This window comes from Pseudorhodobacter sp. E13, from assembly GCF_003991405.1.
GTDB lineage: Bacteria > Pseudomonadota > Alphaproteobacteria > Rhodobacterales > Rhodobacteraceae > Pseudorhodobacter.
Window position 1 is genome coordinate 84,828 of sequence record NZ_RPEN01000159.1, and the last position, 23,318, is coordinate 108,145.

General features: G+C 60.5%; 27 protein-coding genes. 5 read left to right on the plus strand and 22 right to left on the minus strand.

The annotated features are described in order from the left end of the window. Window positions 1–26 precede the first annotated feature (26 nt). From EGN72_RS16470 to coxB, 9 genes are all read right to left on the minus strand, one after another. Entirely contained in the window at window positions 27–611 is a 585-nt protein-coding gene (locus EGN72_RS16470; RefSeq protein WP_127049568.1) for a GNAT family N-acetyltransferase, read from the minus strand. Next, a complete protein-coding gene (locus EGN72_RS16475; protein ID WP_127049570.1) occupies window positions 611–1,870 on the minus strand; it encodes a pitrilysin family protein in 1,260 nt (419 codons plus the stop codon). Before EGN72_RS16475 ends, EGN72_RS16470 begins: the two co-directional genes overlap by 1 nt. Then, window positions 1,867–3,252, minus strand: coding sequence for a threonine synthase (gene thrC / locus EGN72_RS16480; protein ID WP_127049572.1), 1,386 nt, complete (start codon window positions 3,250–3,252; stop codon window positions 1,867–1,869). The genes EGN72_RS16475 and thrC overlap by 4 nt, the downstream gene beginning before the upstream one ends. A 12-nt stretch (window positions 3,253–3,264) precedes the next feature. Beyond that, a complete protein-coding gene (locus EGN72_RS16485) occupies window positions 3,265–3,936 on the minus strand; it encodes an SURF1 family protein (RefSeq protein WP_127049574.1) in 672 nt (223 codons plus the stop codon). An 87-nt stretch (window positions 3,937–4,023) separates the two neighbouring features. Beyond that, entirely contained in the window at window positions 4,024–4,824 is an 801-nt protein-coding gene (locus tag EGN72_RS16490) for a cytochrome c oxidase subunit 3 (protein ID WP_127050488.1), read from the minus strand. Window positions 4,825–4,880: 56 nt separating this feature from the next. Next, the gene (locus EGN72_RS16495; protein WP_127049576.1) at window positions 4,881–5,453 is read right to left on the minus strand and encodes a cytochrome c oxidase assembly protein; all 573 of its coding nucleotides are present in this window, start codon (window positions 5,451–5,453) and stop codon (window positions 4,881–4,883) included. Beyond that, entirely contained in the window at window positions 5,450–5,647 is a 198-nt protein-coding gene (locus EGN72_RS16500; RefSeq protein ID WP_127049578.1) for a hypothetical protein, read from the minus strand. Before EGN72_RS16500 ends, EGN72_RS16495 begins: the two co-directional genes overlap by 4 nt. 1 nt (window position 5,648) lies before the next feature. Then, window positions 5,649–6,581, minus strand: coding sequence for a heme o synthase (gene cyoE / locus EGN72_RS16505; protein WP_127049580.1), 933 nt, complete (start codon window positions 6,579–6,581; stop codon window positions 5,649–5,651). 65 nt (window positions 6,582–6,646) lie between these two features. Then, complete coding sequence (gene coxB, locus EGN72_RS16510) at window positions 6,647–7,501, minus strand: cytochrome c oxidase subunit II (protein WP_370323338.1); 855 nt, start codon at window positions 7,499–7,501, stop codon at window positions 6,647–6,649. A gap of 168 nt (window positions 7,502–7,669) precedes the next feature. Between coxB and tldD the strand changes: the two genes are divergently transcribed. Further along, entirely contained in the window at window positions 7,670–9,091 is a 1,422-nt protein-coding gene (gene tldD, locus EGN72_RS16515; RefSeq protein ID WP_127049582.1) for a metalloprotease TldD, read from the plus strand. After that, window positions 9,091–9,495: a hypothetical protein gene (locus EGN72_RS16520; RefSeq protein WP_127049584.1), complete on the plus strand. Its 405-nt coding sequence runs from the start codon at window positions 9,091–9,093 to the stop codon at window positions 9,493–9,495. The genes tldD and EGN72_RS16520 overlap by 1 nt, the downstream gene beginning before the upstream one ends. A 368-nt stretch (window positions 9,496–9,863) precedes the next feature. Here EGN72_RS16520 and EGN72_RS16525 read toward each other — a convergent pair whose 3' ends face one another. The 10 genes from EGN72_RS16525 to EGN72_RS16570 all read right to left on the minus strand — a co-directional run bounded on the left by EGN72_RS16525 (window position 9,864) and on the right by EGN72_RS16570 (window position 17,180). Beyond that, window positions 9,864–10,166 carry a hypothetical protein gene (locus EGN72_RS16525; RefSeq protein ID WP_127049586.1) on the minus strand — a complete coding sequence of 101 codons (303 nt, stop codon included), beginning with the start codon at window positions 10,164–10,166 and terminating at the stop codon, window positions 9,864–9,866. Window positions 10,167–10,238: 72 nt separating this feature from the next. Beyond that, window positions 10,239–10,715, minus strand: a complete 477-nt coding sequence (gene nusB / locus EGN72_RS16530; RefSeq protein ID WP_127049588.1) for a transcription antitermination factor NusB — start codon at window positions 10,713–10,715, stop codon at window positions 10,239–10,241. After that, window positions 10,712–11,233 (minus strand): 6,7-dimethyl-8-ribityllumazine synthase, encoded by a 522-nt coding sequence (locus EGN72_RS16535; protein ID WP_127049590.1) that lies wholly within the window; start codon window positions 11,231–11,233, stop codon window positions 10,712–10,714. Before EGN72_RS16535 ends, nusB begins: the two co-directional genes overlap by 4 nt. Before the next feature lie 3 nt (window positions 11,234–11,236). Next, on the minus strand, window positions 11,237–12,337 hold the full coding sequence (gene ribB / locus EGN72_RS16540) for a 3,4-dihydroxy-2-butanone-4-phosphate synthase (protein WP_127049592.1): 1,101 nt from the start codon (window positions 12,335–12,337) through the stop codon (window positions 11,237–11,239). 85 nt (window positions 12,338–12,422) lie between these two features. Next, window positions 12,423–13,229 (minus strand): phosphonate ABC transporter, permease protein PhnE, encoded by an 807-nt coding sequence (phnE, locus tag EGN72_RS16545; RefSeq protein WP_127049594.1) that lies wholly within the window; start codon window positions 13,227–13,229, stop codon window positions 12,423–12,425. After that, entirely contained in the window at window positions 13,226–14,026 is an 801-nt protein-coding gene (gene phnE / locus EGN72_RS16550; protein ID WP_127049596.1) for a phosphonate ABC transporter, permease protein PhnE, read from the minus strand. The genes phnE (EGN72_RS16545) and phnE (EGN72_RS16550) overlap by 4 nt, the downstream gene beginning before the upstream one ends. Then, a complete protein-coding gene (gene phnC / locus EGN72_RS16555) occupies window positions 14,023–14,844 on the minus strand; it encodes a phosphonate ABC transporter ATP-binding protein (protein WP_127049598.1) in 822 nt (273 codons plus the stop codon). Before phnC ends, phnE (EGN72_RS16550) begins: the two co-directional genes overlap by 4 nt. Before the next feature lie 69 nt (window positions 14,845–14,913). Then, complete coding sequence (gene phnD, locus EGN72_RS16560) at window positions 14,914–15,861, minus strand: phosphate/phosphite/phosphonate ABC transporter substrate-binding protein (protein WP_127049600.1); 948 nt, start codon at window positions 15,859–15,861, stop codon at window positions 14,914–14,916. Window positions 15,862–16,023: 162 nt separating this feature from the next. Then, a complete protein-coding gene (locus tag EGN72_RS16565) occupies window positions 16,024–16,572 on the minus strand; it encodes a hypothetical protein (RefSeq protein ID WP_127050492.1) in 549 nt (182 codons plus the stop codon). 5 nt (window positions 16,573–16,577) lie between these two features. After that, complete coding sequence (locus EGN72_RS16570) at window positions 16,578–17,180, minus strand: riboflavin synthase (RefSeq protein WP_127049602.1); 603 nt, start codon at window positions 17,178–17,180, stop codon at window positions 16,578–16,580. 168 nt (window positions 17,181–17,348) lie between these two features. Between EGN72_RS16570 and EGN72_RS16575 the strand changes: the two genes are divergently transcribed. From EGN72_RS16575 to EGN72_RS16585, 3 genes are all read left to right on the plus strand, one after another. Beyond that, complete coding sequence (locus tag EGN72_RS16575; protein WP_127049604.1) at window positions 17,349–18,641, plus strand: capsule biosynthesis protein; 1,293 nt, start codon at window positions 17,349–17,351, stop codon at window positions 18,639–18,641. A gap of 87 nt (window positions 18,642–18,728) precedes the next feature. Continuing rightward, complete coding sequence (locus EGN72_RS16580) at window positions 18,729–19,868, plus strand: polysaccharide biosynthesis/export family protein (protein WP_127049606.1); 1,140 nt, start codon at window positions 18,729–18,731, stop codon at window positions 19,866–19,868. Window positions 19,869–19,875: 7 nt separating this feature from the next. Beyond that, window positions 19,876–21,927 carry a capsular polysaccharide biosynthesis protein gene (locus EGN72_RS16585; RefSeq protein WP_127049608.1) on the plus strand — a complete coding sequence of 684 codons (2,052 nt, stop codon included), beginning with the start codon at window positions 19,876–19,878 and terminating at the stop codon, window positions 21,925–21,927. 21 nt (window positions 21,928–21,948) lie between these two features. Here the strand turns inward: EGN72_RS16585 and EGN72_RS16590 are convergent, their stop codons facing one another. The 3 genes from EGN72_RS16590 to EGN72_RS16600 all read right to left on the minus strand — a co-directional run bounded on the left by EGN72_RS16590 (window position 21,949) and on the right by EGN72_RS16600 (window position 23,242). Further along, window positions 21,949–22,446, minus strand: a complete 498-nt coding sequence (locus EGN72_RS16590) for a MarR family winged helix-turn-helix transcriptional regulator (protein WP_127049609.1) — start codon at window positions 22,444–22,446, stop codon at window positions 21,949–21,951. Window positions 22,447–22,577: 131 nt separating this feature from the next. Next, window positions 22,578–22,844, minus strand: a complete 267-nt coding sequence (locus EGN72_RS16595) for a succinate dehydrogenase assembly factor 2 (RefSeq protein ID WP_370323331.1) — start codon at window positions 22,842–22,844, stop codon at window positions 22,578–22,580. Further along, window positions 22,844–23,242, minus strand: coding sequence for a helix-turn-helix domain-containing protein (locus tag EGN72_RS16600; RefSeq protein ID WP_127049613.1), 399 nt, complete (start codon window positions 23,240–23,242; stop codon window positions 22,844–22,846). Before EGN72_RS16600 ends, EGN72_RS16595 begins: the two co-directional genes overlap by 1 nt. Window positions 23,243–23,318 lie beyond the last annotated feature (76 nt).

Sequence of the window (23,318 nt, forward strand, 5' to 3'; positions counted from 1 at the left end):
AAGTCACGCGGTTTTTCGCCCAAGGTTTAGCCGACATCCGTGCGCCCGCGCCGATCGCCGCGTAAATTGGCATAAAGCACATGATTGCGCCAGCGCCCGGCAATTTGCAGATAGCTTTGCGCCACGCCTTCGTATTTGAACCCGGTCTTTTCCAACACCCCGCGAGAGGCAGTGTTTTCGGGAAGGCAGGCCGCCTCGACCCGGCTCAGGTCCAGATGGGTGAAGGCGTGATGCACCATCGCCCGGATCGCCTCGCGCATCAGCCCTTGCCGCGCAAAGGGCGCACCGATCCAATAGCCAACGGTGGCGGCCTGTGCCGGACCACGGCGAATATTGTCCAGCGTGATCGCGCCCACCAATTGCTGATCGTCGCGCCGGATCATCAGCATCGGCAAAGCGGTGCCCTGCACCTGCGCGCGGGCGGCCCAATAGACCCGGTTGGTAAAGGCACGGCGCGACAGATGGTCAGGCGCCCAAACCGGCTCCCACGGGGTCAGGAAGGTGGCACTTTCCGACCGCAAGGACGACCAGTCGCACCAGTCGCCATGCATCGGCAGGCGCAGCGTCATCCGCTCCGTCTCAATCCGGACCTTCCGCCGAAACCCCAGCATCAGGCGGCAAGCCCGGCGCGGATATCCTCCAGCCCCGGCGCATCGCCCAAAGGACCGTAAAGCGCCACAGCCGCATCCGCCGTCACCATTTCCGCCGCATAGGCGCGCACATCGGCGGTCGTAACCGCGTCAATCTTGGCCACGGCTTCTTCGGGCGTCGGCACCCGGCCCCAGATATGCAGCAAACGCGCCAGTCGTTCGGCGCGGCTGGATGGGCTTTCCAGCCCCATCAACATCCCGGCCTTCAACTGCACCCGCGCCCGCGCCACTTCCGCCTCGGACATGTCATCGGCGGCGCGCTTCAGTTCCTCAACCGTCAGACGGGTCAGATCGGCAATCTCGGCCTCGGATGTGCCGGCATAGATGGTGATCTGGCCCGCATCCTCATAGGCACCCGATTGCGCGAAGATGGTATAGCACAGCCCCCGCTCCTCACGGATTTTCTGGAACAGGCGGCTGGACATGCCACCGCCCAAGGCCATCGCATAAATCTGCGCATCATAGACATTGGGGGCCAGATAGCTGGGCGCATCAAAGGCCAGCGCGAAATGCACCTGTTCCAGCGTCTTGACCTCGCGCCGCTCCGAGCCTTTGAACGTCGCGGGTTGAATAAGCCCACCGCCCACCGCCTTGCGCGCGCCAAACAGCGCCTCGGCCTGCGCGACAATCGCGTCATGATCCACCGCACCCGCCGCCGACAGGATCATCCGGTCGGGGCTGTAATGTTCGGCGACAAAACCGGTCAGGTCATCGCGGGTAAAGCTGCTGACGCGTTCTGCCGGGCCAAGAATGGTGCGGCCAAAGGGCTGATCGGGGTAGCAGGCCTCTTGCAACCAATCAAAGATGATATCATCCGGCGTATCCAGCGCCTGCCCGATTTCCTGCAAGATCACATGGCGTTCTGTCTCGATCTCTTTCGGGTCAAACACCGGGTTCAGCACGATATCGCCAATCACATCCAGCGCCAGCGCCACGTCATTTTCCAACACGCGCGCGTAATAAGCCGTCATCTCGCGGCTGGTATAGGCGTTGATATAGCCGCCAACATCCTCGATTTCTTCGGCAATCTGCAAGCTGCTGCGCTTTTCGGTGCCTTTGAAGGCCATATGCTCCAGAAAATGCGCGATGCCGTTCTGTTCCAGCCGTTCGTGCCGCCCGCCTGCCGTGATCCAGATTCCCACGCTCGCCGATTTCAGGCCGGGCATCGCCTCGGTCACAATGCGAAAGCCGTTGGGCAAGGTCGTCAGGCGGCTGGTCAATTGGCAATTCCTTTGCGGATATGGGCTTGCAGCGCGGCAAGGTCATTGGGCAAGCGCGTCACACGCTCATCGCGGTCAAACAGATCGGCCATGCGGGGCGGCAGGCTTGGCCGGGTGCCCATCGCGGCCTCCACCGCATCGGGGAATTTGGCGGGATGCGCCGTGGCCAGCGTGATCATCGGGGTCGCGCCCAAATGGCCTGCTGCCACCCAAACTCCCACTGCCGAATGGGGGCACAACACCTCTCCCGTTCCGGCATAGGCCGCCTTGATCGTGGCGCGGGTTTCCTCCTCGGAACAGCGGCCCGAGGCGAATTGCTCGCGCAGCATCTCCAGCGCGCCTTGGGAAATCGCAAACCCGCCCGCCTTCAACTCTGCCATCAAACTGGAAACCGCCGCCCCATCGCGCCCATAGGCATCAAACAGAACACGCTCAAAGTTGGACGACACCTGAATATCCATCGAGGGGCTGATCGAGGGCTTCACCCCATCGGTCCGATATTCCCCCGATTTCATCGCGCGGTCCAGAATGTCATTCTGGTTGGTGGCGATCACCAGCTTTTCAATCGGCAAGCCCATGGCCCGCGCAATATAACCCGCGAAAATATCTCCGAAATTGCCAGTCGGCACGGTGAAACTCACCTTGCGATGCGGTGCACCAAGACTGACCGCCGAGGAGAAATAGTAAACAACCTGCGCCAGAACCCGCGCCCAGTTGATGCTGTTGACCCCCGCCAACCGCACCCCATCGCGGAACGCCAGATCGTTGAACATATCCTTCACGCGGGCCTGGCAATCGTCAAAATCACCGTCCATCGCAATCGCATGCACATTCGGCTCCACCGGCGTTGTCATCTGGCGACGCTGCACCTCGGACACCCGACCATGCGGATAAAGGATGAACACATCCACATTCGACAAGCCGCGAAACGCCTCCATCGCCGCCGAGCCGGTATCACCGCTGGTCGCGCCGACAATCGTGATCCGCTCTCCCGATTTGGCCAAGGCGGCCTGCATCATCTGGCCGATCAACTGCATGGCGAAATCCTTGAACGCCAGGGTCGGGCCGTGAAACAATTCCAGCAGGAAATGGTTGGGGCCAAGCTGCACCAAGGGCGCCCGCGCCGCATGGCCAAAACCGGCATAGGCCTTCGCGATCAATCCGCGAAACTCATCCTCGGTGAAGGTGTCGCCCAGAAACGGCCACATCACCTGAAACGCCACCTCTTCATAACTCTGGCCCGCCAGCGCCGCGATATCGGCCGCCGGCATCACCGGCACGCTTTCCGGCACATACAGCCCGCCATCGCGCGCAAGCCCCGTCATCATCGCTTCGGAAAAGCTGAGAACTGGGGCCTGACCCCGGGTTGAGATATAGCGCATGAACCGCCCCCTTTATTCCACCTTGCGCCTCATACGCCACAGCAACAGAACTGTCATCCCCGACCAGACCACCGCAAGCAAAAACCACGTCACGGCATAATTCAAATGGTCGTTCGGAATGGCGGAACTGTCCACCGGCATCGGCTCTATTCCGTCGCCTGTCTCGGTCCGGGCCACGATCAGCAGCGGCTCGGCCTTCAACGCTGCCGCCATTGCGGGCAGATCGCGGGCAAACCAGATGCCCCGGCCCGCATCCGGCGCAGGCGTGAACCCGTCCACCTCATCCGGCCACAACAGGTTGCCCTCCACGCTCAGCGTTGTCACCTCGCGCGGCAATCCGCGCGCGGCCTCGATCAGAAAGCCGCGATCCACCAGCACGCGCCGCCCATCCATCAGCTCCAACACCGCGATCACGCGATAGCCGGCACCGATCTGCTTGCGGCTGACCAGCACATCCAACTGCTCCCCCGTCAAAACGCCCGTCGCCTTGACCGGCAAGAACTTGTCGGCCACCGGGTCCGGGGTGCTGGGCAAATCCACCGCCGCCGCGCCGATGCGGGCGTCAATCTCGGCCAGAACCGCCTCTTTCCACTGCAAACGCTGCACCTGCCAAAAGCCCAGCGACAGCAAAATCGCCACCCCGACGACCCCGAACAATAGCGGTATAATCATGCGCCGCGTCATATGCTTTCCATCTCCGCCTCAAAGACAAAGGCGCGAGCCATTGCGGCCCGCGCCCTTCATTTCAACAGGGCATTCCCCTAATCGGGCTTATTGGCCCCAGACATAGATCGCGGCGAACAGGAACAGCCAGACCACGTCAACGAAATGCCAATACCAAGCTGCCGCCTCAAACCCGATGTGCTTTTCCGGGGTGAAATGGCCCTTGTAGGCGCGGATCAGACAGACGGTCAGAAAGATCGTGCCGATCACAACGTGGAAGCCGTGAAAGCCGGTCGCCATGAAGAAGTTGGCGCCATAGATGTTGCCCGCAAAGCCAAAGGCCGCGTGGCTATATTCATACACCTGCAAGACGGTAAAGAACGCGCCCAGCACGATTGCCAGAATAAGACCGTTCTTCAAATCCTTGCGGTTGTTCTCATGCGCCAGCGCGTGATGCGCCCAAGTCGCCGCCGCACCCGAGCACAGCAGGATCAGCGTGTTGATCAGCGGCAGATGCCACGGGTCAAACGTCTCAATCCCGGCGGGGGGCCAGACGCCATCCACCGCAGGCGACAGCGGCCCCATCGGATACATGGCGTGCTTGAAGAACGACCAGAACCAAGCCGCAAAGAACATCACCTCCGACATGATGAACATGATGAAGCCATAGCGCAGGCCAATCCGCACCACCGGGGTATGATCGCCAACCTGGCTTTCATGCACCACTTCGGACCACCATGCGAACATGACGTAAAGCACCATCGCAAGCCCGATCAGGCCCATCCAGGGGCCAGAGCCGTGCATCCACAGCACCGCGCCAAACAGCATGATAAACGCCCCTACCGAACCCATGAAGGGCCAGATGGATGGCGGAAGGATATGGTAGTCGTGGTTCTTGGCGTGGGCCATTGTGGTCATTCCCTCGTTTTTTTCGACGCCGCACAGATACAGCGCGGCGGTTTCTCTTAGTTTACGGTCTCGGCGGTGGGCTGGGCAAGGCCTGCTTGCTGTTCCACCGGAATATCTGCTTCATAAAAGGTGTAAGACAGCGTGATCACCTTGACGAATTTGCCTTCGCGATCCTTCACGATCTCGGGGTCGACATAGAATGTCACCGGCATTTGCACCCGTTCACCCGGTTGCAAGACCTGCTCGGTAAAGCAGAAACAGGCGATCTTGGTGAAATAGCCGCCCGCCGCATCCGGCGTCACGTTATAGCTGGCCATGCCCCCCACGGCGCGATCTGTCGGGTTATAAGCCTCATAAAAGGCAAGCCCGGTTTCACCGATACGCACTTCCATCTCGCGCTGCATGGGTTTGAATTCCCAAGGCATATCGCGCTCCTTGGAGGCGTCGAAGCGAATGGTGATCGTTTGGTCCAAAATCTGGTCTGATCCGGCAGCCGCCGTCGAGGTGGTGCCACCGAACCCGGTGACACGGCAGAACCAGTCGTAAAACGGCACCGCGGCAAAAGAGAGTGAGACCATAAGCACAGCCACACCAGCCAGTTGTGCCGCAGTTTTCTGAATAGGCGTCATGGTTTGCCCCCATCCGTTGCGGGCACCAGTTCGGGGCGGACCACATGGTCAAAGCCCTGCACCTGCCCGACATTCGTCACCTTCACCACTGTCAGCCCAAAGACGAGGGCGACAAAGGCGACCAACACTGCACCAAGGCCAAGGTTGCGGCCAAGGCGGCGCTTGTGAATTTCATGCTCTGCGCGAAATGCCATTTTACCAGCCCCCCAACCCGTAAGGTTTCATGGCCGCTTCGGCAAGGAATGCCCCGAAATGCAGGAACAGATACAGCAAGGAGAACTTGAACACCTGCTTTTCAACGGCATAGCTGTCAGCCTCGGCCTGCGCCTCATCCCGCTGCCAGATGCGCCACGCACCCCACAGGAAACCAGCGTTCAGCAGCGCCGACACCACCAGATAAATCGGCCCCCCGATCGAGGTGAACCCTGCGCCAATCGCAAACGGCACCAGCGCGATCGTATAGACAAGGATATGGTTCCGCGTGACTTTCTTGCCATGCGTCACCGTCAGCATCGGCACGCCCGCTTTGCTGTAATCTTCGTTCATGAACAAGGCCAAGGCCCAGAAATGCGGCGGCGTCCACATGAAGATCAGCATGAACATCAACACCGCCTCAATCGAAACGCTGCCCGTCACCGCGACCCAACCGATCATCGGCGGGAAGGCACCGGCCGCCCCCCCGATCACGATGTTCTGCGGGGTCGAGCGTTTCAGCCACATCGAATAGACAACGGCATAGAAAAAGATGGTAAAGGCCAGCAGCCCCGCCGCCAGCACGTTCGTGGCCAGCGCCAGCATCACCACCGCAATGCCAGACAGCGCCAGACCAAAGCCCAACGCCTCACCGGGCTGCACGCGGCCCGAAGGAATGGGCCGCTTGGCCGTGCGCTTCATGATCACGTCGATATCGGCATCCCACCACATATTCAGCGCCCCCGAGGCCCCTGCCCCCAGCGCGATGAACAAAATGGCGGTCATGGCAACAAAGGGATGCACCTGCCCCGGTGCCACCAAAACACCCACCAAAGCGGTGAACACCACCAGCGACATGACACGCGGTTTCAGCAGGGCGACGTAATCGCTAAATCCTGCCTCTCCGCTTTGTCCGATTGCTTGTGCGTCACGCATTGCCTTGGTCCTTCAAGAAAAAAGGCCGGGACCAGCGCACTGGCCCCAACCATCTGTCATCCGCCTTAATCGGCAGCAGCAACCTTCACAGGGGCAGCCGCGATCCCGGCATATTCCTGCTTGGCTCCGGCCAGCCACTCGGCATAAGCCGCTTCGGACACAACCTTTACCGTGATCGGCATATAGGCATGGTCCTTGCCACACAGCTCCGAACACTGACCGAAATAAACGCCCTCACGCTCGGCATTGAACCAAAGCTGCGCCAAACGGCCCGGCACGGCATCCTGCTTCACGCCAAAGGCTGGGATCGTCCAGGAATGGATCACATCTGCGCCGGTCACCGTCATCACGACCGTCTTGCCAACCGGGACGACAACAGCAGTATCGGTGGCCAACAGATAATCAGATTCGTCATAGCCGTTTTCAGCCAGCGCATCCTTGGCCAGCATGAAGCTTTCGAACCCGAATTCTTCATCCGTGTATTCATAGCCCCAATACCACTGATAACCCGTGACCTTGATATTGATGTCGCCTTTCGGAATTTCCTGCTGCTTGAACAGAACCGGAAGCGAGAAAGCCCCGATGAACACCAGAATGACAATCGGCACGATGGTCCACGCCACTTCCAGCGGGCTGTTATGCGTGAAGGTTGCCGGAACCTTGTTGCGCTTGGCGTTGAACCGCCATGCCGCATAGGCCAGCAGCCCCGTCACGAAAATCGTGATCACCGTGATGATGATCAGGATGAAGTGATCCAGCCACTGCAAATCCCGTGCCAGTTCGGTTGCGGCGGGCTGAAACCCGGTGCCGCGCGGAACCGGGCGGCCAACCACTTCCAAATCCTGTGCGGCGGCCATTCCGGCCCCCAACAGCGTTGCAAAACCAGCGGCGATGCCGGAAAAACCTGTCATGATGCGCATCTGCATATCCCGTTCGTTATGCGGCTTTTTCAGCCTGCGTTTGGGTTTACCCGACTCTAGGGCAGAATCCCGTTGTTTCCAGTTCCGGTGAAACCATATTAAGGCCAAGACGACAAGAGAAACCATTGCGGCAAACCGACGCCGTTTGATGTAAATCAAGGACTTTTCATGACCGAAGCGCCGTTCCGCCCCTTTGAGACTCATCTGGATGAGGCGCAAGCCCTTGCCATCCTGCGCCAAGCCACCCATGGCGCCGAGGATGGAGAGCTGTTTTTAGAGCGAAAACGCTCTGAAGCGATCGTGCTGGATGATGGCCGTGTGAAAACCGCCAGCTATGACGCCTCTGAAGGGTTCGGCCTGCGCGCCGTGCTGGGCGAGGTGGCAGGCTATGCCCATTCCACCGAAATCTCCGAAGCCGCCCTGCGCCGCGCGCTGGATACAACCCGCCTTGCCGTGGGTGCAGGCGGCGGCAGCATGGCCGATGCGCCAAAAGGCACCAATCAAAAGCTGTATACCGATGCCGACCCGATGGCCGATGCCAGTTTTGCCGGGAAAATCGACCTGTTGCGGGAAATCGATACCTTCACCCGCGCGCTGGACCCGCGCATCATTCAGGTTTCCGCCACCATCGCCGCAGGTCTGCAAGAGGTGGAAATTCTGCGCCCCGAAGGCCTGCGCCTGTCCGATATCCGCCCGATGGCGCGGCTCAATATCTCGGTCATCGTGGAACAGAACGGGCGGCGCGAATCCGGTGGCATGGGCGGCGGGGGTCGCTATGGCCTCGCACGGCTGATGGAGCCTGCGCATTGGCAAGGCCTTGCCCGCGAAGCGCTACGAATCGCCTTGGTGAACCTCGACGCGGTGCCTGCCCCGGCAGGCGTGATGGATGTGGTGCTGGGGTCCGGCTGGCCCGGCATCTTGCTGCATGAGGCAATTGGCCACGGGCTGGAAGGCGACTTCAACCGCAAGAAAACATCGGCCTTTGCCGGGCTGATGGGCCAGCAGATCGCGGCCAAAGGGGTCACGGTGCTGGATGATGGCACCATCCCGGATCGTCGCGGGTCGATCTCCTTTGATGATGAAGGCACGCCTTCGGCCAAGAATGTGCTGATCGAGGACGGCAAGCTGGTGGGCTATATGCAAGACCGCCAGAACGCGCGGCTAATGGGCGTGGCCCCCACTGGCAACGGGCGGCGCGAAAGCCATGCCCATATCCCGATGCCGCGCATGACCAATACCTATATGCTGGGCGGCAACACCGACCCCGGTGAAATCGTGGCCAGCCTGAAAGACGGGATTTATGCCGTGGGCTTTGGCGGCGGGCAGGTTGATATCACCAATGGCAAATTCGTGTTTTCCTGCACCGAGGCTTACCGCGTCCAGAACGGCAAGATCGGCGCCCCGGTCAAAGGCGCCACGCTGATCGGGGATGGGGCCACCGCCTTGCAAAAAATCCGCGCCATCGGCAATGATATGGCGATGGACCCCGGTATCGGCAATTGCGGCAAGGCAGGCCAATGGGTGCCGGTGGGCGTGGGTCAACCCACGCTGCTGATCGGCGGGCTGACGGTGGGTGGTTCGGCGGCGTGATGCGGCTGTTCCGCTCTGCGCCGCAAGACCCTGTGCCCAAGACCCTGTTCTTTGGCGGCATCGCGGCGCTTTGGGCGGCCCCTTTGCTGCTGGGCTGGCTGTTTTCGGCACTGGCCCCGATGGCCAAGCCCTTCCTGTCCTCTGAGGCGCAGCTTTACTTGTATGGATGGACGTATCTGTTGTTCTTCTCACCACTGTTTTCATGGGTGGGATGGCTGGTCGCAGCCCCGCTGCTATGGGTCATGCTGCGGCATGGCTGGTTTGGCTGGGCCAGCGCCGCAGCACTTGGCGCGGCGGCAGGGGCGATTGCGGGCGCGCTTACCAGCAGTGCTGCCGCCCTGCCCTTTGGCCTTGTTGCGCTGTTGTGCTTGCGCGCGCTGTTGGGCTGGCAACTGCGCCTGTGACGGCTCGCGCGGGGGGCATTCTGCCCCCCTGACCCCCCTGAGGATATTTTTGCCGAAAAGAAAGCAGGCAGGGCGGGTTAAGATTGGGTAAATCTTTAAGGCGGGTTTGTTTGTTTTCAGATTGTTAGCGGATGAATCGCGCGCGATTCACGGCGCGATTGCAGCCCCTTGTTTTAGGGGTAAAGGAGCCCTATCTTTTGGGGTGGCGGGTTCTGCTCGGTTCGTGCGTCGCACATTTCCAGTGGCCCATAAGCATCTCCGAGGGAGCTGGCTCTGCCTGGATCCTGGTCCAAGTATCTGGCGACCACCTGAAAACTCAGGCTCTCGGGAAATTCACGCGAACACGGCTGCTGCGGTTCCCGCCACTTTTACCGCTTTTTCGCGCCGACATGCACAGGGGCAAGCTGGGCAGTCACGCCTTGCTTTTTGCCGCCTTTGGGGCCGTCCTCCGGCTCGGCCAGGCTCATCACCGCATAGGCGAACTGGACCCCGGCGAAGACGATGCCGTTGAACACCACCATCATGATGAAGGCCAGCCAGCCCATCTCGGTTTCCGTCACCAGATGCCACAATCCGCCGACATCGAACCAGACCACCGCAGACACAAAAGCCAAAGCCAGCGCGAACCCGATGGCGACGTTGACGATATACAGGCGGATGAGTTTGGGCATGGCGACCTCCGGTGTGAATAGAGGAAGTGTAGCACGCCCCGCCCCGGTTTCCAGCGGGTGATTTGTCGCGGGTCAGAACGCCTCGGGCTTGGCCTCGCGCGCCATATGGTCCAGCACGGCATTCACGAATTTCGACTCTTTGCCTTCGGGAAAGAACGCCTTGGCGACATCTACAAATTCGTTGATGACCACTTTCGGCGGGGTGGCCAGTTCGACCAGTTCCGCACCGGCGGCCCGGAACAGCGCGCGCAGGACCGGGTCGATCCGGTCAATCGGCCAAGCCACGGCAAGCGCCCGGTCGGTCATCTGGTCGATGCGCGCTTGCCGGTTCACCGCATGGTTCACCAGATGCCGGAAATGCGTCACATCGCCTTCGACCATTTCGTCGCCATCATAGACCGCGCCGAAACGGTGGGTTTCAAACTCACGCTGGATAGCCTCAACCGTCTGGCCAGAGCTTTCCATCTGAAACAGCGCCTGCACTGCATAGAGCCGCGCGGCAGATTTCTTCTGCTTCTTTTCGTCTTTTCTGGGGTCAGTCTTGGTCATGCGCGAAAGCTATCCTCGGACGGGCGAAAGCCGATGCCTTTGCGGGCGCTGGACCAGCGGCGCGACAAGGCGATCAGGTGAAGGGCGGCGGCGGCGGCACCGCCACCTTTGTTCTGTTTGGCAGGGTTGGCGCGGGCCTCGGCCTGCTCCATGTTTTCGACGGTCAGAATACCGTTGCCGATGCAGGCCCCTTGCAGACCCAGCAAAGACAAGGCGCGGCTGCTGTCATTGCAGACCGTATCGTAATGCGTGGTTTCGCCGCGAATGATGCAGCCCAGCGCAACATAGCCATCAAAATTGCTTTGACGCTCGGCCATGGCAACGGCGGTCGGAACCTCCAGCGCGCCGGGGACTTCGATCACCTCAAAGCTGGCCCCGCACGCCTCGGCGGTGGCGGTTGCCCCCGCGATCAACTGGTCGGCAATCGCCCGGTAATAGGGGGCGACGACGAACAGCAATTTCACCGGCTTGTCAAATTCTGGCAATGGCAGGGTGTAATGGGCCTCAGAACTCGCCATGATTTATCCTTTCGGAATGGCACGGGTGCCGGTGATGGTCAGGCCGTAAGCATCCAGCCCCACAACTTTGGGCCGGGGAGAGTTGGTGAGCAGCACCAGATCCTTGATCCCGAGGCTGGACAGGATTTGTGCCCCCAGCCCGTATTGACGCAGGATTTGCGGGCTGACCTCGGCATCGGATACCATCTTGGAATGCAGATCACGCAGCAAGACCAGAACCCCGCGCCCTTCGGCAGCGATCAGTCGCATGGCATCGCCAAATTCGCCCGTCCGGCCTGCGGGGCCAAGGCCGACCACATCCAACAACGGGTCCATTGTGTGCATCCGCACCAGAACCGGGTCGGGGGTGGAAATATCACCCTTGATCAGCACGACATGCTCGGCGCCCTCGGTATCATCTGTGTAAATCCGCATCACCCAGTCGCCGCCGAATTCCGAGGTGACAGTGGTTTCCGAACTGACGCGCACAAGGTTATCGTTGCGACGGCGATAGGCGATCAGGTCGGAAATGGTGCCGATTTTCATCTGGTGCTTTTTCGCAAAGCCGATCAGGTCGGGCAAGCGCGCCATGGTGCCATCATCGTTCATGACCTCGCAGATCACGCCCGACGGGTCGAGACCTGCAAGACGCGACACATCCACCGCAGCCTCGGTATGGCCCGCGCGCACCAACACGCCGCCATTGCGCGCGCGCAGCGGAAACACATGGCCCGGCGTGGCGATATCCTGCGGGCCTTTGGCAGGGTCAATCGCCACGGCCACCGTCAACGCGCGATCTGCGGCCGAAATCCCGGTGCTGACGCCTTCGCGCGCCTCAATCGAGGTGGTGAAGGCGGTTTCGTGGCGGGAGGAGTTCTTGGGGCTCATCAGCGTCAGGCCCAGCGCGTCGATGCGGCTTTCGGTCAGCGTCAGGCAGATCAGCCCGCGGCCATGAGTCGCCATGAAGTTGATATGCTGCGCTGTGCATTTGGAGGCGGGGATCACCAGATCGCCTTCATTCTCGCGGTCTTCATGATCGACCAGAATGAACATGCGGCCTTGGCGCGCATCTTCGATGATTTCTTCGATCGAAGAAATATCGGCGGTGAATTCGGTATCGGTCATGTGCAGCCTCACGCGTGGTTGCCTTGCCCATACCGCGCCTTGCACCCAAATGCCAGAGGCCAACCGCGCGCAAAGCGCTAAGCGGTCAAATCAACGCGGTGCGCACCTTGGCCGAAACCCATTCCGAGAGCACCACGGTCAACAGGATCAACAGCAGGATCGTTGTCACCTGCGGCCATGCCAGCACGTTGAGCGAGGCTTGCAGCTTCAACCCCAGCCCGCCCGCGCCGACCAGCCCCAGAATGGCGCTTTCGCGGATGTTGATATCCCAGCGAAACACCGTGATCCCCCAGAAGGCGGGCAAAACCTGCGGCACGATGGCATAGTTCAGCACCTGTGACGGGCTGGCCCCGGTGGCGCGGATCGCCTCTATCTGGGTGACATCGGTTTCCTCAATCGCCTCGTATAGCAGCTTGCCGACAAACCCGACCGAGCGGAAGCCGATGGCAATGATGCCCGCCAAAATCCCCGGCCCCAGAATGGCCACCAGCAACAGCGCCCAGATCAAGGAGTTGATGGAGCGGGAGGCCACGATGATGAACAGCGCAATGGGCCGCAAGATCGCCGCCGAAGGGGTGGTGTTGCGCGCGGCCAGAAAGGCCACCGGCACCGCCAGAATAACCCCCAGCATGGTGCCCAGCGTCGCCATGTTCAGCGTATCCCACAAGGGGCGCATCAATTCCGGCACATAAGAAAGTTTCGGCGGCCACATCCGCCCGCCAATATCGGCGGCCTGTTTCGGCGCATCCTGCACGAAAAACCAGATCGTGCCTTCGTTCATCACCTGCCAGCAATAGACAAAGCCCGCCACCATGCACAGCCAGAAAGCCCAGATCAGCAGTTTGGTTTTCGGCGTGCGATACTGCCACTCTTTCGGGAAATCACCGGTCATTGCAAAAACTTCCGCAGGTAAGAAGAGCCGTATTCAGCGACCAGAACAATGCCGATGATGATCAGCAAAATCGCCCCCGCGCTGTCATATTCATAGCGGTCAATCGCCGTGTTCAGCGTGGCGCCAATGCCGCCGGCCCCCACGATCCCGATCACCGCGCTTTCGCGGAAATTGATATCAAAGCGGTAAAGCGACAGGCCGATCAGGCGCGGCATCACCTGCGGCTGCACGGCGTAATTGATAAGCTGCCACCAGCTTGCCCCGGTCGCCCGGATCGCCTCGGCCTGGGATTCGTCAATATCTTCAATATCTTCGGCCAGCAGCTTGGCGATAAAGCCGATGGTCGCGAAAGACAGGGTCAGAAAGCCCGCAAAGGGGCCAAAGCCGAACATCGCCACAAAGAAAATCGCCACGATCACCTCTTGCAGCGCGCGGCTGACGGCGATGATGCCACGGCAAACGTAATAGACAGGCGCAGGCGCAAGGTTGCGCGCGGCCCCGATGCCGATGGGAATCGAAATCGCGATGCCGACGATGGTCGAGGTGAAGGTCATCGTCAGGCTTTCGATCAAGCCGCCATAGATATCCGACCAGCGCGAGGTGAAATTGGGCTGCAAGAAGCCCTGAACAAAGCGCATCCCGCGTTCCGCCCCGGCGATGATGCGTTCCCAATTCGCGTCAATCGACCCGATGGCCAGCACGAACCAGACCAGAACCCCGATCTGCAAACCGATGCGCCAACCGCGATGCGTGAAAATCTGCGGCGGGCGTTTCCATGTGGTGGGATAGCTGCTCATGCGCCCAGCCTAGCCATTTCACGGGCGGCGTCACGCTCTGCCTGCGCGTCCTCTTGCGCGCCTTGGCGCATGGCGGTCCAATCCTCGGCGCCGTAAATCGTGGTCAGCACGTCTTCGGTCAATTGGTCGGGCGTGCCGTCAAACACCACCTGCCCGGCGCGCAGGCCGATGATGCGCTGCATGAACTGCTGGGCCAGCGGCACGTCATGGATGTTCACAATCGCGGGCAGATCGCGTTCCTGACAAATCTCGATCAGCAAGCGCATGATCTGGCGGCTGGTTTTCGGATCGAGGCTGGCGGTCGGTTCATCGACCAAAAGCAGCTCCGGCTCTTGTGACAGCGCGCGCGCAATGCCGACCCGCTGTCGCTGCCCACCCGACAGCGCATCAGCGCGTTTGTCGGCATGGTCGATCAGCCCGACCCGGTCAAGCAAACGGTAGGCGCGTTCGATATCGGTGCCGGGATAGCGGCGTGAAAAGCTTTGCCAGAACGACACATAGCCCAACCGCCCCGACAGCACGTTTTCCATCACGGTCAGGCGTTCGACCAAGGCGTATTCCTGAAAGATCATGCCAATGCGCCGCCGCGCGCGCCGCAAATCCCCGGCGCCAAGGCCCACCAGATCCGTCCCGTTCAGCTTGATCGCCCCCGACGTGGGTTCCACCAACCGGTTCACACAGCGGATGAGCGAGGATTTCCCTGCCCCCGATGGCCCGATCAACCCGACCACCTGCCCCTTTTCCACGGTGAAAGAGACATCGGACAAAGCCTTGTCGCCCGTCTTGTAGGTTTTGGTCAGATGTTCGACGTTCAGCATGGCACCCCCACAGAATAAATCCAGCCGGGGCCAAGCGAATGGCCCCGGTTGTAACGTGATGTCAAAGACTTACTGGCAAGCGTAGGAAACGCCGTTCGCCTCGTCGATCTGGCGGATCACGGCCCAATTGTCCTTGAAGGTGATCGGAATGAAGGATTCTTCACCTGATTTGGAAAACTCGGTTTGCAGCGTCGTGCCTTCCCAGTCGAAATTGTAGAAGGCGTTTTCGATGGTCTTTTGCAATTCCGGCGTCAGGTTATGCGCCACGCCAAAGCCCGTCGTCGGGAAGGTTTGCGAGGTATACAACACCTTGAACTGGTCGGCCTTCACCACATCGCGGTCAATCATCCGGGTTTTCACCGAATTCGCGATCGCCGCCGCATCATAGTCTTTGTTGGCGACCCCAAGGATGGAGTTATCGTGCTTGCCCGAGAAGACCGGCTCAAAATCCTTGCCCGCTTCCATGCCAAACTCGGCCTTCAGCAGCGCCGAAGGGGCCTTGAACCCAGAGTTGGAGGTTTCCGAGGTAAAGGCCATCTTGCGGCCTTTGATGCCGGGCACATCCTCAATCCCAGAACCGGGATAGGTGATGATCTCCATCTCATAGCCGAAAGAGCCATCCTTGGCGGCCATGATGGTAAAGGGGCGGAAGCCCGCGCAGGCCACGGCCAGCGGGTTGGACCCGGTGTTGAAGCCCGCGATATGCAGACGGCCTGCGCGCATCGCCTCAATCTGGGCGGCGTTGTTGCCGACCGGGAAGAATTGCACCTTCTTGCCGGTTTCCTTTTCCATATGGGTCAGGAAATCAGACCAAGCGGTCGCATAAACCGCCGGGTCTTCGACCGGGGTATAGGCAAAAATCAGGGTGTCCGGGTCCACCAGTTGCGCCGGATCGGTGGGAATATCGGCGATCATATCGCCATCGGCATCGGTGTAGCGGCTATCCAGCGTGAATTCCGCCTGCGCAGCCCCTGCGCACAGCACCATGGCCGCAGCCGTAAGCATCAGATGTTTCATTAAATTTCCTCCCTTGTTCTGTCGGACATAGGTTTATCTATGCCTATCACGTCTATGTTTTGCGACAGTTTTGTAACAAGTTTGAGACTGGGCGAGAATCTTGCCCTGCGTCAACCGTTTCTTTGACCAAGCGGACAAAGGGCAAGGGACGGCACGTCGCCTTCAGGGGGCGACGCGGAAAAAGCTTTCGGCGGGCACATAGCCTGCCAGACGCCCCGCCGCGCACCATTCGGCCTCGGCGCTGTAAGCGCCAACAAGGATCGTCTGGTCGGGCAGATGGGGCCCAAGAGCCGCGCGAATGGCCGTGCGCTGCGCGCCAAAACCGGCAAAGGCCGGTGGCGCGGGAAAGGCCGCGTGCAAAGGTGCGTTTGCCAGCAAAACCTCTGCCGCCAAAGGGGCAGTTGCCAGCCCATGCCGATCCGCTTGCATCTGTTCCAGCTTTGCGGCTTTGGCGGCGGCAAGCGCCAACTGGCCCCGCCGCAGATCCAATGCATTTGACGAAAACAACACCGCCACCACATCACGCCCCGTGGTCGCGCGGATGCCCGCATAGGTGCTGTAATCCAGCCCCAGTTCAGCCGCGCGTTTCAACCGCCCGCGCAGCACCTCAATCGGTAAATGCGGCATAAGGGCCTTGCGCGCAGCCCCCCAGCAATGGTTGCGCCAAGACTGGCCCGGCTCCATGGTGGGGCCGTTATTATGGCCGATCATCGCCGTCACTGCTGCGCCCAATCGCGCAGACGGGCGACATAGCGGGCCATGGTGTCAATTTCCAGATTCACGCGGTCCCCCACGGCCACAGCGCCCCAAGTGGTTGCGGCCTGCGTGTGCGGGATGAAGTTGATGCCAAAATCTGTGCCCTCCACCTCATTCACCGTCAGGGACGTGCCGTTCAGCGCCACCGAGCCTTTGGGCGCGATGAACCCTGCCAGCGTATGCGGCGCGCGGAAGGTAACGCGCGTGCTGTCACCTTCGCGGCGCATCGCCACCACCTCGGCCAAACCGTCGACATGGCCGGAAACGATGTGGCCGCCCAGCTCATCCCCCACTTTCAGCGCCCGCTCAAGGTTCAGCCGTTTGCCCGGCACCCATGCCGCCAGATTGGTCTTGCTGACGGTTTCCGCGCTGATCTGCACATCAAACCAGTTTTGCGGCGCGCGGCCCAGCGCGATCACCGTCAGGCACACCCCATCGCAAGCGATCGAGGCCCCGATGTCGATCCCATCCACCTCATAACCGGTGCCGATACGGGCGCGCAGGTCGCCCTTCTGCTCCAGCTCCAACACCGTGCCGATATCCGTGACAATGCCCGTAAACATAGCGAGGCCCCTTTCTTAATACATTAGGCCTATCCTCCTCGTGCTGTGCTGGCAAGACGGCGAATGGCGGCCTTATTTTCGCCCGTCTTCTCTGGCAGAGTTATGGCGATCTGTATAACTTCGGCCCTGTGCTGCAAAAAACAGTGCGGGGTAATCAGTAGGGTGTTTATGCGCGTTTCAGGTGCAAATCGGCGGTTTCTGTTTCTGCAAGGCCCGCACGGCCCGTTTTTTCAGCGGTTGGGGCGGATGCTTGGGCAAGCCGGCGCCGAGGTTTGGCGCGTGGGCTTTAACCGGGGCGACCGGGCCTTCTGGTCAGACTCGCGCCGATATATCCCGTATAAAGGCCGGGTCGAAGATTGGCCCGCAACCTTCGATGCCATGATCAGCCGGATGCAGATCACCGATATCGTGCTTTATGGCGATACGCGGCCCATCCACGCGCATGCCGTGCGCCTTGCCAAACAGGCGGGCCTTACCGTGCATGTGTTTGAAGAAGGCTATCTGCGGCCACATTGGGTCACTTATGAACGCGGCGGTTCCAACGGCAATTCGCGGCTGATGGACCTGACGCTGGCGCAAATGCAAAGTGATCTGGCCCATTCGGATATGGACCTGCCCGATGCCCCCGCCCGCTGGGGCGATATGCGTCAGCATATGTTCTGGGGCGCAATTTATCACTGGTTCGTGCTGACCGGCTTTTGGGATTATCGCCGCTATCGCCCGCATCGCGCGCTGACCGTCTGGCAAGAGTTCCTGCTCTATTGCCGCCGTCTGATCCTGCTGCCGTTTCACCGCTGGGAACGGATGCTCGCCAGTTTCCGCATCAAGCACGGCGGCTTTCCCTATCACCTTGTCTTGCTGCAATTGGAACATGACAGCAGCTTTCAGATGCACTCGCCCTTTTCAACGATGACAGAGTTTCTGGCCATCGTGATGGAAGGCTTTGCCAAAGGTGCCTCGCCGCATCATCATCTGGTGTTCAAGGCCCACCCGCTGGAGGATGGCCGCGTGCCCGTCGCACGCGAGATCCGGCGCCTTGCCAAACTGCATGGCGTCAGTGGCCGCGTGCATTTCGTTCGGGGGGGCAAGCTTGCCGGATTGCTCAATCATGCGCGCTCGGCCGTCACGGTGAATTCCACCGCCGCCCAGCAGGTGCTGTGGCGCGGCTTGCCGCTGAAAGTGTTCGGGGCGGCAGTCTATGCCAAGCCGGAATTCGTCTCGGCGCAGCCCTTGGAGGCGTTTTTTGCCCGCCCAACCCGGCCCGACAGCCGCGCCTATCGCGATTACCGCCACTATTTGCTGGAAACCAGCCAAGTGCCGGGTGGCTTCTACTCGTCGCGGGGGCGGCGCGAGTTGCTACGACAGGTAGTAGATATGATGCTTTTGCCCGACGATCCCTATGATGCGCTGACCAAAGGAAGCGCGGCACCACGGCAACAGTTGCAACTCGTGAAAGGATAAACGCCCGGAATACTGGAAATTTCTGCGGCCCCTGTGTAACTTTGTAAAAAAAAATCTGAGGCAATATCCAAAAAAGGAGCCCGGGCAGTGAAAATTACGGCAATCAAAGGGGCCAAGGGCTTGGCCCTTGTTCTTCTTGTTACGGCTTTGGCATCTTGCGGTTTGCCGCGTTCCGGCCCCAATAAAAAAGAAATCTTTGCAGGGTCTGTGCTGAAAGAGGGCGACGCGTTCGTCGTTTCGGTCAACAGCCGGGTTACCCGCGCAACCTCGGTCACGCCTGCGCTTGGCTTTGGCTCCAACTTCCGCAACGCGGGCGTTGTGGGGTCCGATACTATTTCGCCGGGTGATACGCTGGGGCTGACTGTGTTCGAAAACGTCAAGGATGACCCGCTGCTGGGCAATACCGGGCAGCGGGTTTCGGTGTTGGAACAGGTGCAGGTCGATGGCGCGGGCTATATCTTTGTGCCTTACGCGGGCCGGATCAAGGCTGCCGGACAAACCCCCGAAGGGCTGCGCCGGGCCATCACCCGCAAGCTTGACACACAGACCCCCGATCCGCAGGTGACGGTGCAGCGGCTGGCAGGCGATGGGTCTACCGTTTCTGTCTCGGGCATGGTTGGCGGCCAAGGTGTCTACCCGATCGAACGCCCGACACGCACGCTCAGCGCGATGATTGCCCGCGCGGGTGGTGTGGCCATTGAACCAGCGGTTGCGATTGTGCGTGTGTCGCGCGGCGGGCAAACCGGGCAGATCTGGCTCGAAGACCTTTATGCTAACCCCTCGCTTGATATCGCGCTGCGCCCCGGTGACCGCATCGTGGTTGAACGCGACACCCGCGCCTTTGTCGCTTTGGGCGCGACAGGCTCGCAAAACCGGGTGCCGTTTGAAACGCAAACCCTGTCGGCGATTGAAGCGATTGCGCAGGTCGGTGGCTTGAACACCAGCCTCGCCGATCCGACAGGTGTGTTTGTGTTCCGCAACGAGCCTGCCGAGATTGCGAATGTGGTGCTTGGCCGCAGTGACCTGAAAGGCGATCAGCGCATGGTCTATGTGCTGGACCTGACACAGCCGACCGGCATGTTCGAAGCCCGTGATTTCCTCGTGCGGGATGGCGATACGGTCTATGTGACCGAAGCACCTTTCGTGCAGTGGCAAAAGACGATCTCGGCCGTCACCGGCACCGTGGGCGCGGCAAGCTCGCTGTCTTCGGCGACCTCTTCCGAATAAGCTTCGGATGGTGGCAGAGGCCCCAGACCAAGACGCCGCCGGGGCCCTTCCCCGGCGGCTTTTCTTTTACACCGCAGGCTTTTTGCGGAACCGCCGCATCGCGCGCATCTTGGCACTTTCGGGCCATGATCTGCGGGTCGGCCTTCCTCGCGCGGGCGATGCTGTGGTGGTCTGGGGTCGCAGCCCCTATGCCGCCCGAGGCGAAGCGATTGCGCGAAAACGCGGCGTGCCATTGGTGCGGGTCGAGGATGCCTTTTTGCGATCAGTCCGGCCCGGCCGTGCGGGCGAGGCCCCATTGGGCCTGTTGATCGACGGCCAAGGTGTGCATTTCGATGCCGCAGAGCCTTCGCGTCTGGAAACCCTGCTGGCAACGCATCCCTTGGATGATCCGAACCTGTTGGCCCGCGCAAAGGCGGGTATTGCACGGCTGAAGGCCGCCGATTTGTCAAAATACAACATCCACGATTCTGCCCTGCCCTGCCCGGAACCCGGCTATGTCTTGCTGATTGACCAAACGGCGGGTGATGCCTCGGTGCGGTGCAGCGGAGCCGGAGCAGCAGGGTTTGAGACGATGTTGCAAGCGGCGCAACGGAATCATCCGGGCAAGCGGATCGTGGTGAAATCCCATCCCGAAACCAACCTGAACCTGCGCAAAGGGCATTTTGTGCCCAGCGCGGCCTATGAATTGCTGACCGCCCCCGTCTCGCCCTGGCGTTTGCTGGAAGGGGCGGCAGCGGTCTATACCCTGTCGTCCCAAATGGGGTTTGAAGCGATCCTTGCAGGGCATCGCCCGCATGTATTCGGCCAGCCTTTCTATGCCGGGTGGGGACTGACGGTGGATGCATCAAACTTGCCCCGCCGGGGGCGCAACCTGTCGCCGGAACAGCTTTTTGCGGCGGCGATGATCTTGGCTCCGGTCTGGTATGACCCTTGCCGCGACCGGCTGTGCAGCTTTGAGGAAGCGGTGGACCAGTTGGAAGCCGAAACCCGCGCTTACCGCGAAGATCGGTTTGGCCATGTGGCGCTGGGGATGCGGTTGTGGAAACGTGGGCGGTTGCAAGCGGTGTTTGGCCGCATCAAACCGCTGGTGTTTGAGGAGGATGCGACACAGGCGCTGCGCCGCGCGCAACGGTCTGGCGCGGGTGTGCTGGTTTGGGCGGGAAAGCTGCCCGCCGCGCTGGCCGACACCGCAGGGCCAACGCCGCTGCGACGGGTGGAGGATGGCTTTTTGCGCTCACGCGGTTTGGGGGCAGAACTGGTGCCGCCGCTGAGCCTTGTGTCCGATGATCTGGGGATTTACTACGACCCGACGCACCCCAGCCGCCTTGAGAGCCTGATCATGGCCCCCTTGCCCGAAGGCGCGGAGGACCGCGCGCGCCGTGTCATCGCCGCGCTGATCGCGGATCGGATCACCAAATACAACCTGTCCGGCAACAGCCTGCCCAACCTGCCCGAAGGCCGCCGGATTCTGATACCCGGTCAGGTAGAGGATGATGCCTCTATCCGCCTCGGCGCTGGGTCGGTGCGGACCAATCTGGCCTTGGTTCAGGCGACCCGCGCCGCCAATCCCGATGCTGTGCTGATCTATAAGCCTCACCCTGATGTGGAGGCGGGCCTACGCCCCGGCCAGATTCCAGAGGCCGAGCTGGCGCCGCTGGTCGATCATATCGCCCGCAAAGCAGACCCTGCCGCCTTGCTGGACGCGGCCGATGCGGTTTGGACCATGACTTCCCTTATGGGGTTTGAGGCCCTGTTGCGTGGCAAATCCGTGACCTGCCTTGGCGCACCCTTCTATGCAGGCTGGGGCCTGACGACAGACCTTGGCCCCATTCCAGACCGGCGCAAAAACCGACGCTTTGATCCCTCGCTACTCGCGCTGGCCTATGCCACGCTGATCGCCTATCCGCGCTATTTCGACCCGGTCAGCGGCTTGCCCTGCCCGGTGGAAGTGGTGATGGAGAGATTGCGGAGTGGGGCTATTCCACGCCCCTCCCTTGCGCATCGCCTTCTGGCAAAACTGCAAGGAAAACTGGCAAGCCACGCGCATCTTTGGCGCTAGCCTATCGTGCCAAAAGCAACCTTAGTAGATGTAGCGGATTTGATCCGTCCAATACCGCTCCATCCGTTTGAGCGATTGATTGATGTCTTCCATGCCTTCGGCCTTGATGATCCCGCGCTTTTCAAACCCTTCGGTATGCCGTTCAAAAAGTTCGTTCAGCACTGTGCGGATGTGCCGGCCCTTTTCGGTCAACCGCACCCGCACCGAGCGGCGATCAATCTCTGACCGCTGGTGGTGCATATAGCCCAGTTCCACCAGCTTTTTCAGGTTATAGCTGACGTTGGAGCCTTGGTAATAGCCGCGCGATTTCAACTCACCCGCCGTCACCTCGTTTTCACCGATATTGAACAAAAGCAGCGCCTGAACCGAGTTGATTTCAAGAATGCCCAAGCGTTCGAATTCGTCCTTCACCACATCCAGCAGCAGCCGGTGCAATCGTTCCACCAAAGCAAGGCTTTCCAGATAGCTCGCCATCAGTGCCTTTTGCGAGCCATCGATCAGATTCGTGTGTACTGTCATTGTCGTCTCCGCCCCGGGAATAGATGGGGGTAGAATCAGCACAAAACACAAACATTCCGTAAACTCGAACCAGTTTAGCCGCTAATTTGCCAAAAAAGCGTTTGCCGGGGCCATAACCCCGACAGATCCGGTCAGACCTTCAGCCGCGCGCGGGCGAAAACACCGATCTCGGCGATCAGGGTCGCATAATCGGCGGGGGGGGCCACCTGACCCAGCACCCATGGCAACAGATCCTGATCATTTTCCCACAACAAACGGTCATACAGCGCCAGCCGCTCTGCATCCATATCCTTGAGATGCAGGTCGGCATAGGGGCCAAGGATCATATCCATTTCCTTGGTGCCCCGGCGCCATGACCGCATCGCCATCCGTTTCAGTTGCGCCTCGGCGGTTTCCATCACAACACCCCTTCACGGATCATAGCGCGCAAGCGCTTTTCCAGATGCCCCATGTCTTGCGACAAGGCCAAGGCCTGCGCGCGCATCCGCGCCAGATCGGCCAGCGCCTTGGTCAAGTCACTGTTGTCGAAGCCCGCATTGGGGCTGTCGATGCCGTCGCCTTCGCCTGTCAGCAACCAACGCATGGAAACATTGAGCATCCCTGACATCATCTGCAACTTGTTGGCGCGCGGTTCGGAATGATCGTTCTCCCAGTTCTGCACCGTCTCCAGCTTCACACCGAGTTGCCGCGCCAAGGCAGCCGCCGTAAGTCCCGCCGCCTCGCGTGCGGCCGCAACGCGGTCGCCAAAGGTTGCAGCATCGGCGCTATACCAGTCTGCGCTGTTTTCATCGGTCATCGGGAATTTCCTTTTGGTCGTCTTAATGCTTGAACGCATTTCCAGTGCAACCTATGACAAACTGCCGCCAAATACA

Excerpts from the sequence above, each read along its gene's own strand:
- coxB (WP_370323338.1), bottom strand. The coding sequence starts at position 7,501 with ATGCGCATCATGACAGGTTTTTCCGGCATCGCCGCTGGTTTTGCAACG.
- EGN72_RS16525 (WP_127049586.1), bottom strand. The coding sequence starts at position 10,166 with ATGCCCAAACTCATCCGCCTGTATATCGTCAACGTCGCCATCGGGTTC.
- EGN72_RS16595 (WP_370323331.1), bottom strand. The coding sequence starts at position 22,844 with ATGGAAACCGCCGAGGCGCAACTGAAACGGATGGCGATGCGGTCATGG.
- phnC (WP_127049598.1), bottom strand. The coding sequence starts at position 14,844 with ATGCTGAACGTCGAACATCTGACCAAAACCTACAAGACGGGCGACAAG.
- EGN72_RS16565 (WP_127050492.1), bottom strand. The coding sequence starts at position 16,572 with ATGATCGGCCATAATAACGGCCCCACCATGGAGCCGGGCCAGTCTTGG.
- EGN72_RS16485 (WP_127049574.1), bottom strand. The coding sequence starts at position 3,936 with ATGACGCGGCGCATGATTATACCGCTATTGTTCGGGGTCGTCGGGGTG.
- EGN72_RS16600 (WP_127049613.1), bottom strand. The coding sequence starts at position 23,242 with ATGACCGATGAAAACAGCGCAGACTGGTATAGCGCCGATGCTGCAACC.
- EGN72_RS16470 (WP_127049568.1), bottom strand. The coding sequence starts at position 611 with ATGCTGGGGTTTCGGCGGAAGGTCCGGATTGAGACGGAGCGGATGACG.
- EGN72_RS16495 (WP_127049576.1), bottom strand. The coding sequence starts at position 5,453 with ATGACGCCTATTCAGAAAACTGCGGCACAACTGGCTGGTGTGGCTGTG.
- nusB (WP_127049588.1), bottom strand. The coding sequence starts at position 10,715 with ATGACCAAGACTGACCCCAGAAAAGACGAAAAGAAGCAGAAGAAATCT.
- ribB (WP_127049592.1), bottom strand. The coding sequence starts at position 12,337 with ATGACCGATACCGAATTCACCGCCGATATTTCTTCGATCGAAGAAATC.
- phnE (WP_127049596.1), bottom strand. The coding sequence starts at position 14,026 with ATGAGCAGCTATCCCACCACATGGAAACGCCCGCCGCAGATTTTCACG.
- phnD (WP_127049600.1), bottom strand. The coding sequence starts at position 15,861 with ATGAAACATCTGATGCTTACGGCTGCGGCCATGGTGCTGTGCGCAGGG.
- EGN72_RS16590 (WP_127049609.1), bottom strand. The coding sequence starts at position 22,446 with ATGACAGTACACACGAATCTGATCGATGGCTCGCAAAAGGCACTGATG.
- EGN72_RS16490 (WP_127050488.1), bottom strand. The coding sequence starts at position 4,824 with ATGGCCCACGCCAAGAACCACGACTACCATATCCTTCCGCCATCCATC.
- EGN72_RS16575 (WP_127049604.1), top strand. The coding sequence starts at position 17,349 with ATGCGCGTTTCAGGTGCAAATCGGCGGTTTCTGTTTCTGCAAGGCCCG.
- phnE (WP_127049594.1), bottom strand. The coding sequence starts at position 13,229 with ATGACCGGTGATTTCCCGAAAGAGTGGCAGTATCGCACGCCGAAAACC.
- EGN72_RS16570 (WP_127049602.1), bottom strand. The coding sequence starts at position 17,180 with ATGTTTACGGGCATTGTCACGGATATCGGCACGGTGTTGGAGCTGGAG.
- EGN72_RS16585 (WP_127049608.1), top strand. The coding sequence starts at position 19,876 with ATGGTGGCAGAGGCCCCAGACCAAGACGCCGCCGGGGCCCTTCCCCGG.
- tldD (WP_127049582.1), top strand. The coding sequence starts at position 7,670 with ATGACCGAAGCGCCGTTCCGCCCCTTTGAGACTCATCTGGATGAGGCG.
- thrC (WP_127049572.1), bottom strand. The coding sequence starts at position 3,252 with ATGCGCTATATCTCAACCCGGGGTCAGGCCCCAGTTCTCAGCTTTTCC.
- EGN72_RS16520 (WP_127049584.1), top strand. The coding sequence starts at position 9,091 with ATGCGGCTGTTCCGCTCTGCGCCGCAAGACCCTGTGCCCAAGACCCTG.
- EGN72_RS16535 (WP_127049590.1), bottom strand. The coding sequence starts at position 11,233 with ATGGCGAGTTCTGAGGCCCATTACACCCTGCCATTGCCAGAATTTGAC.
- cyoE (WP_127049580.1), bottom strand. The coding sequence starts at position 6,581 with ATGCGTGACGCACAAGCAATCGGACAAAGCGGAGAGGCAGGATTTAGC.
- EGN72_RS16500 (WP_127049578.1), bottom strand. The coding sequence starts at position 5,647 with ATGGCATTTCGCGCAGAGCATGAAATTCACAAGCGCCGCCTTGGCCGC.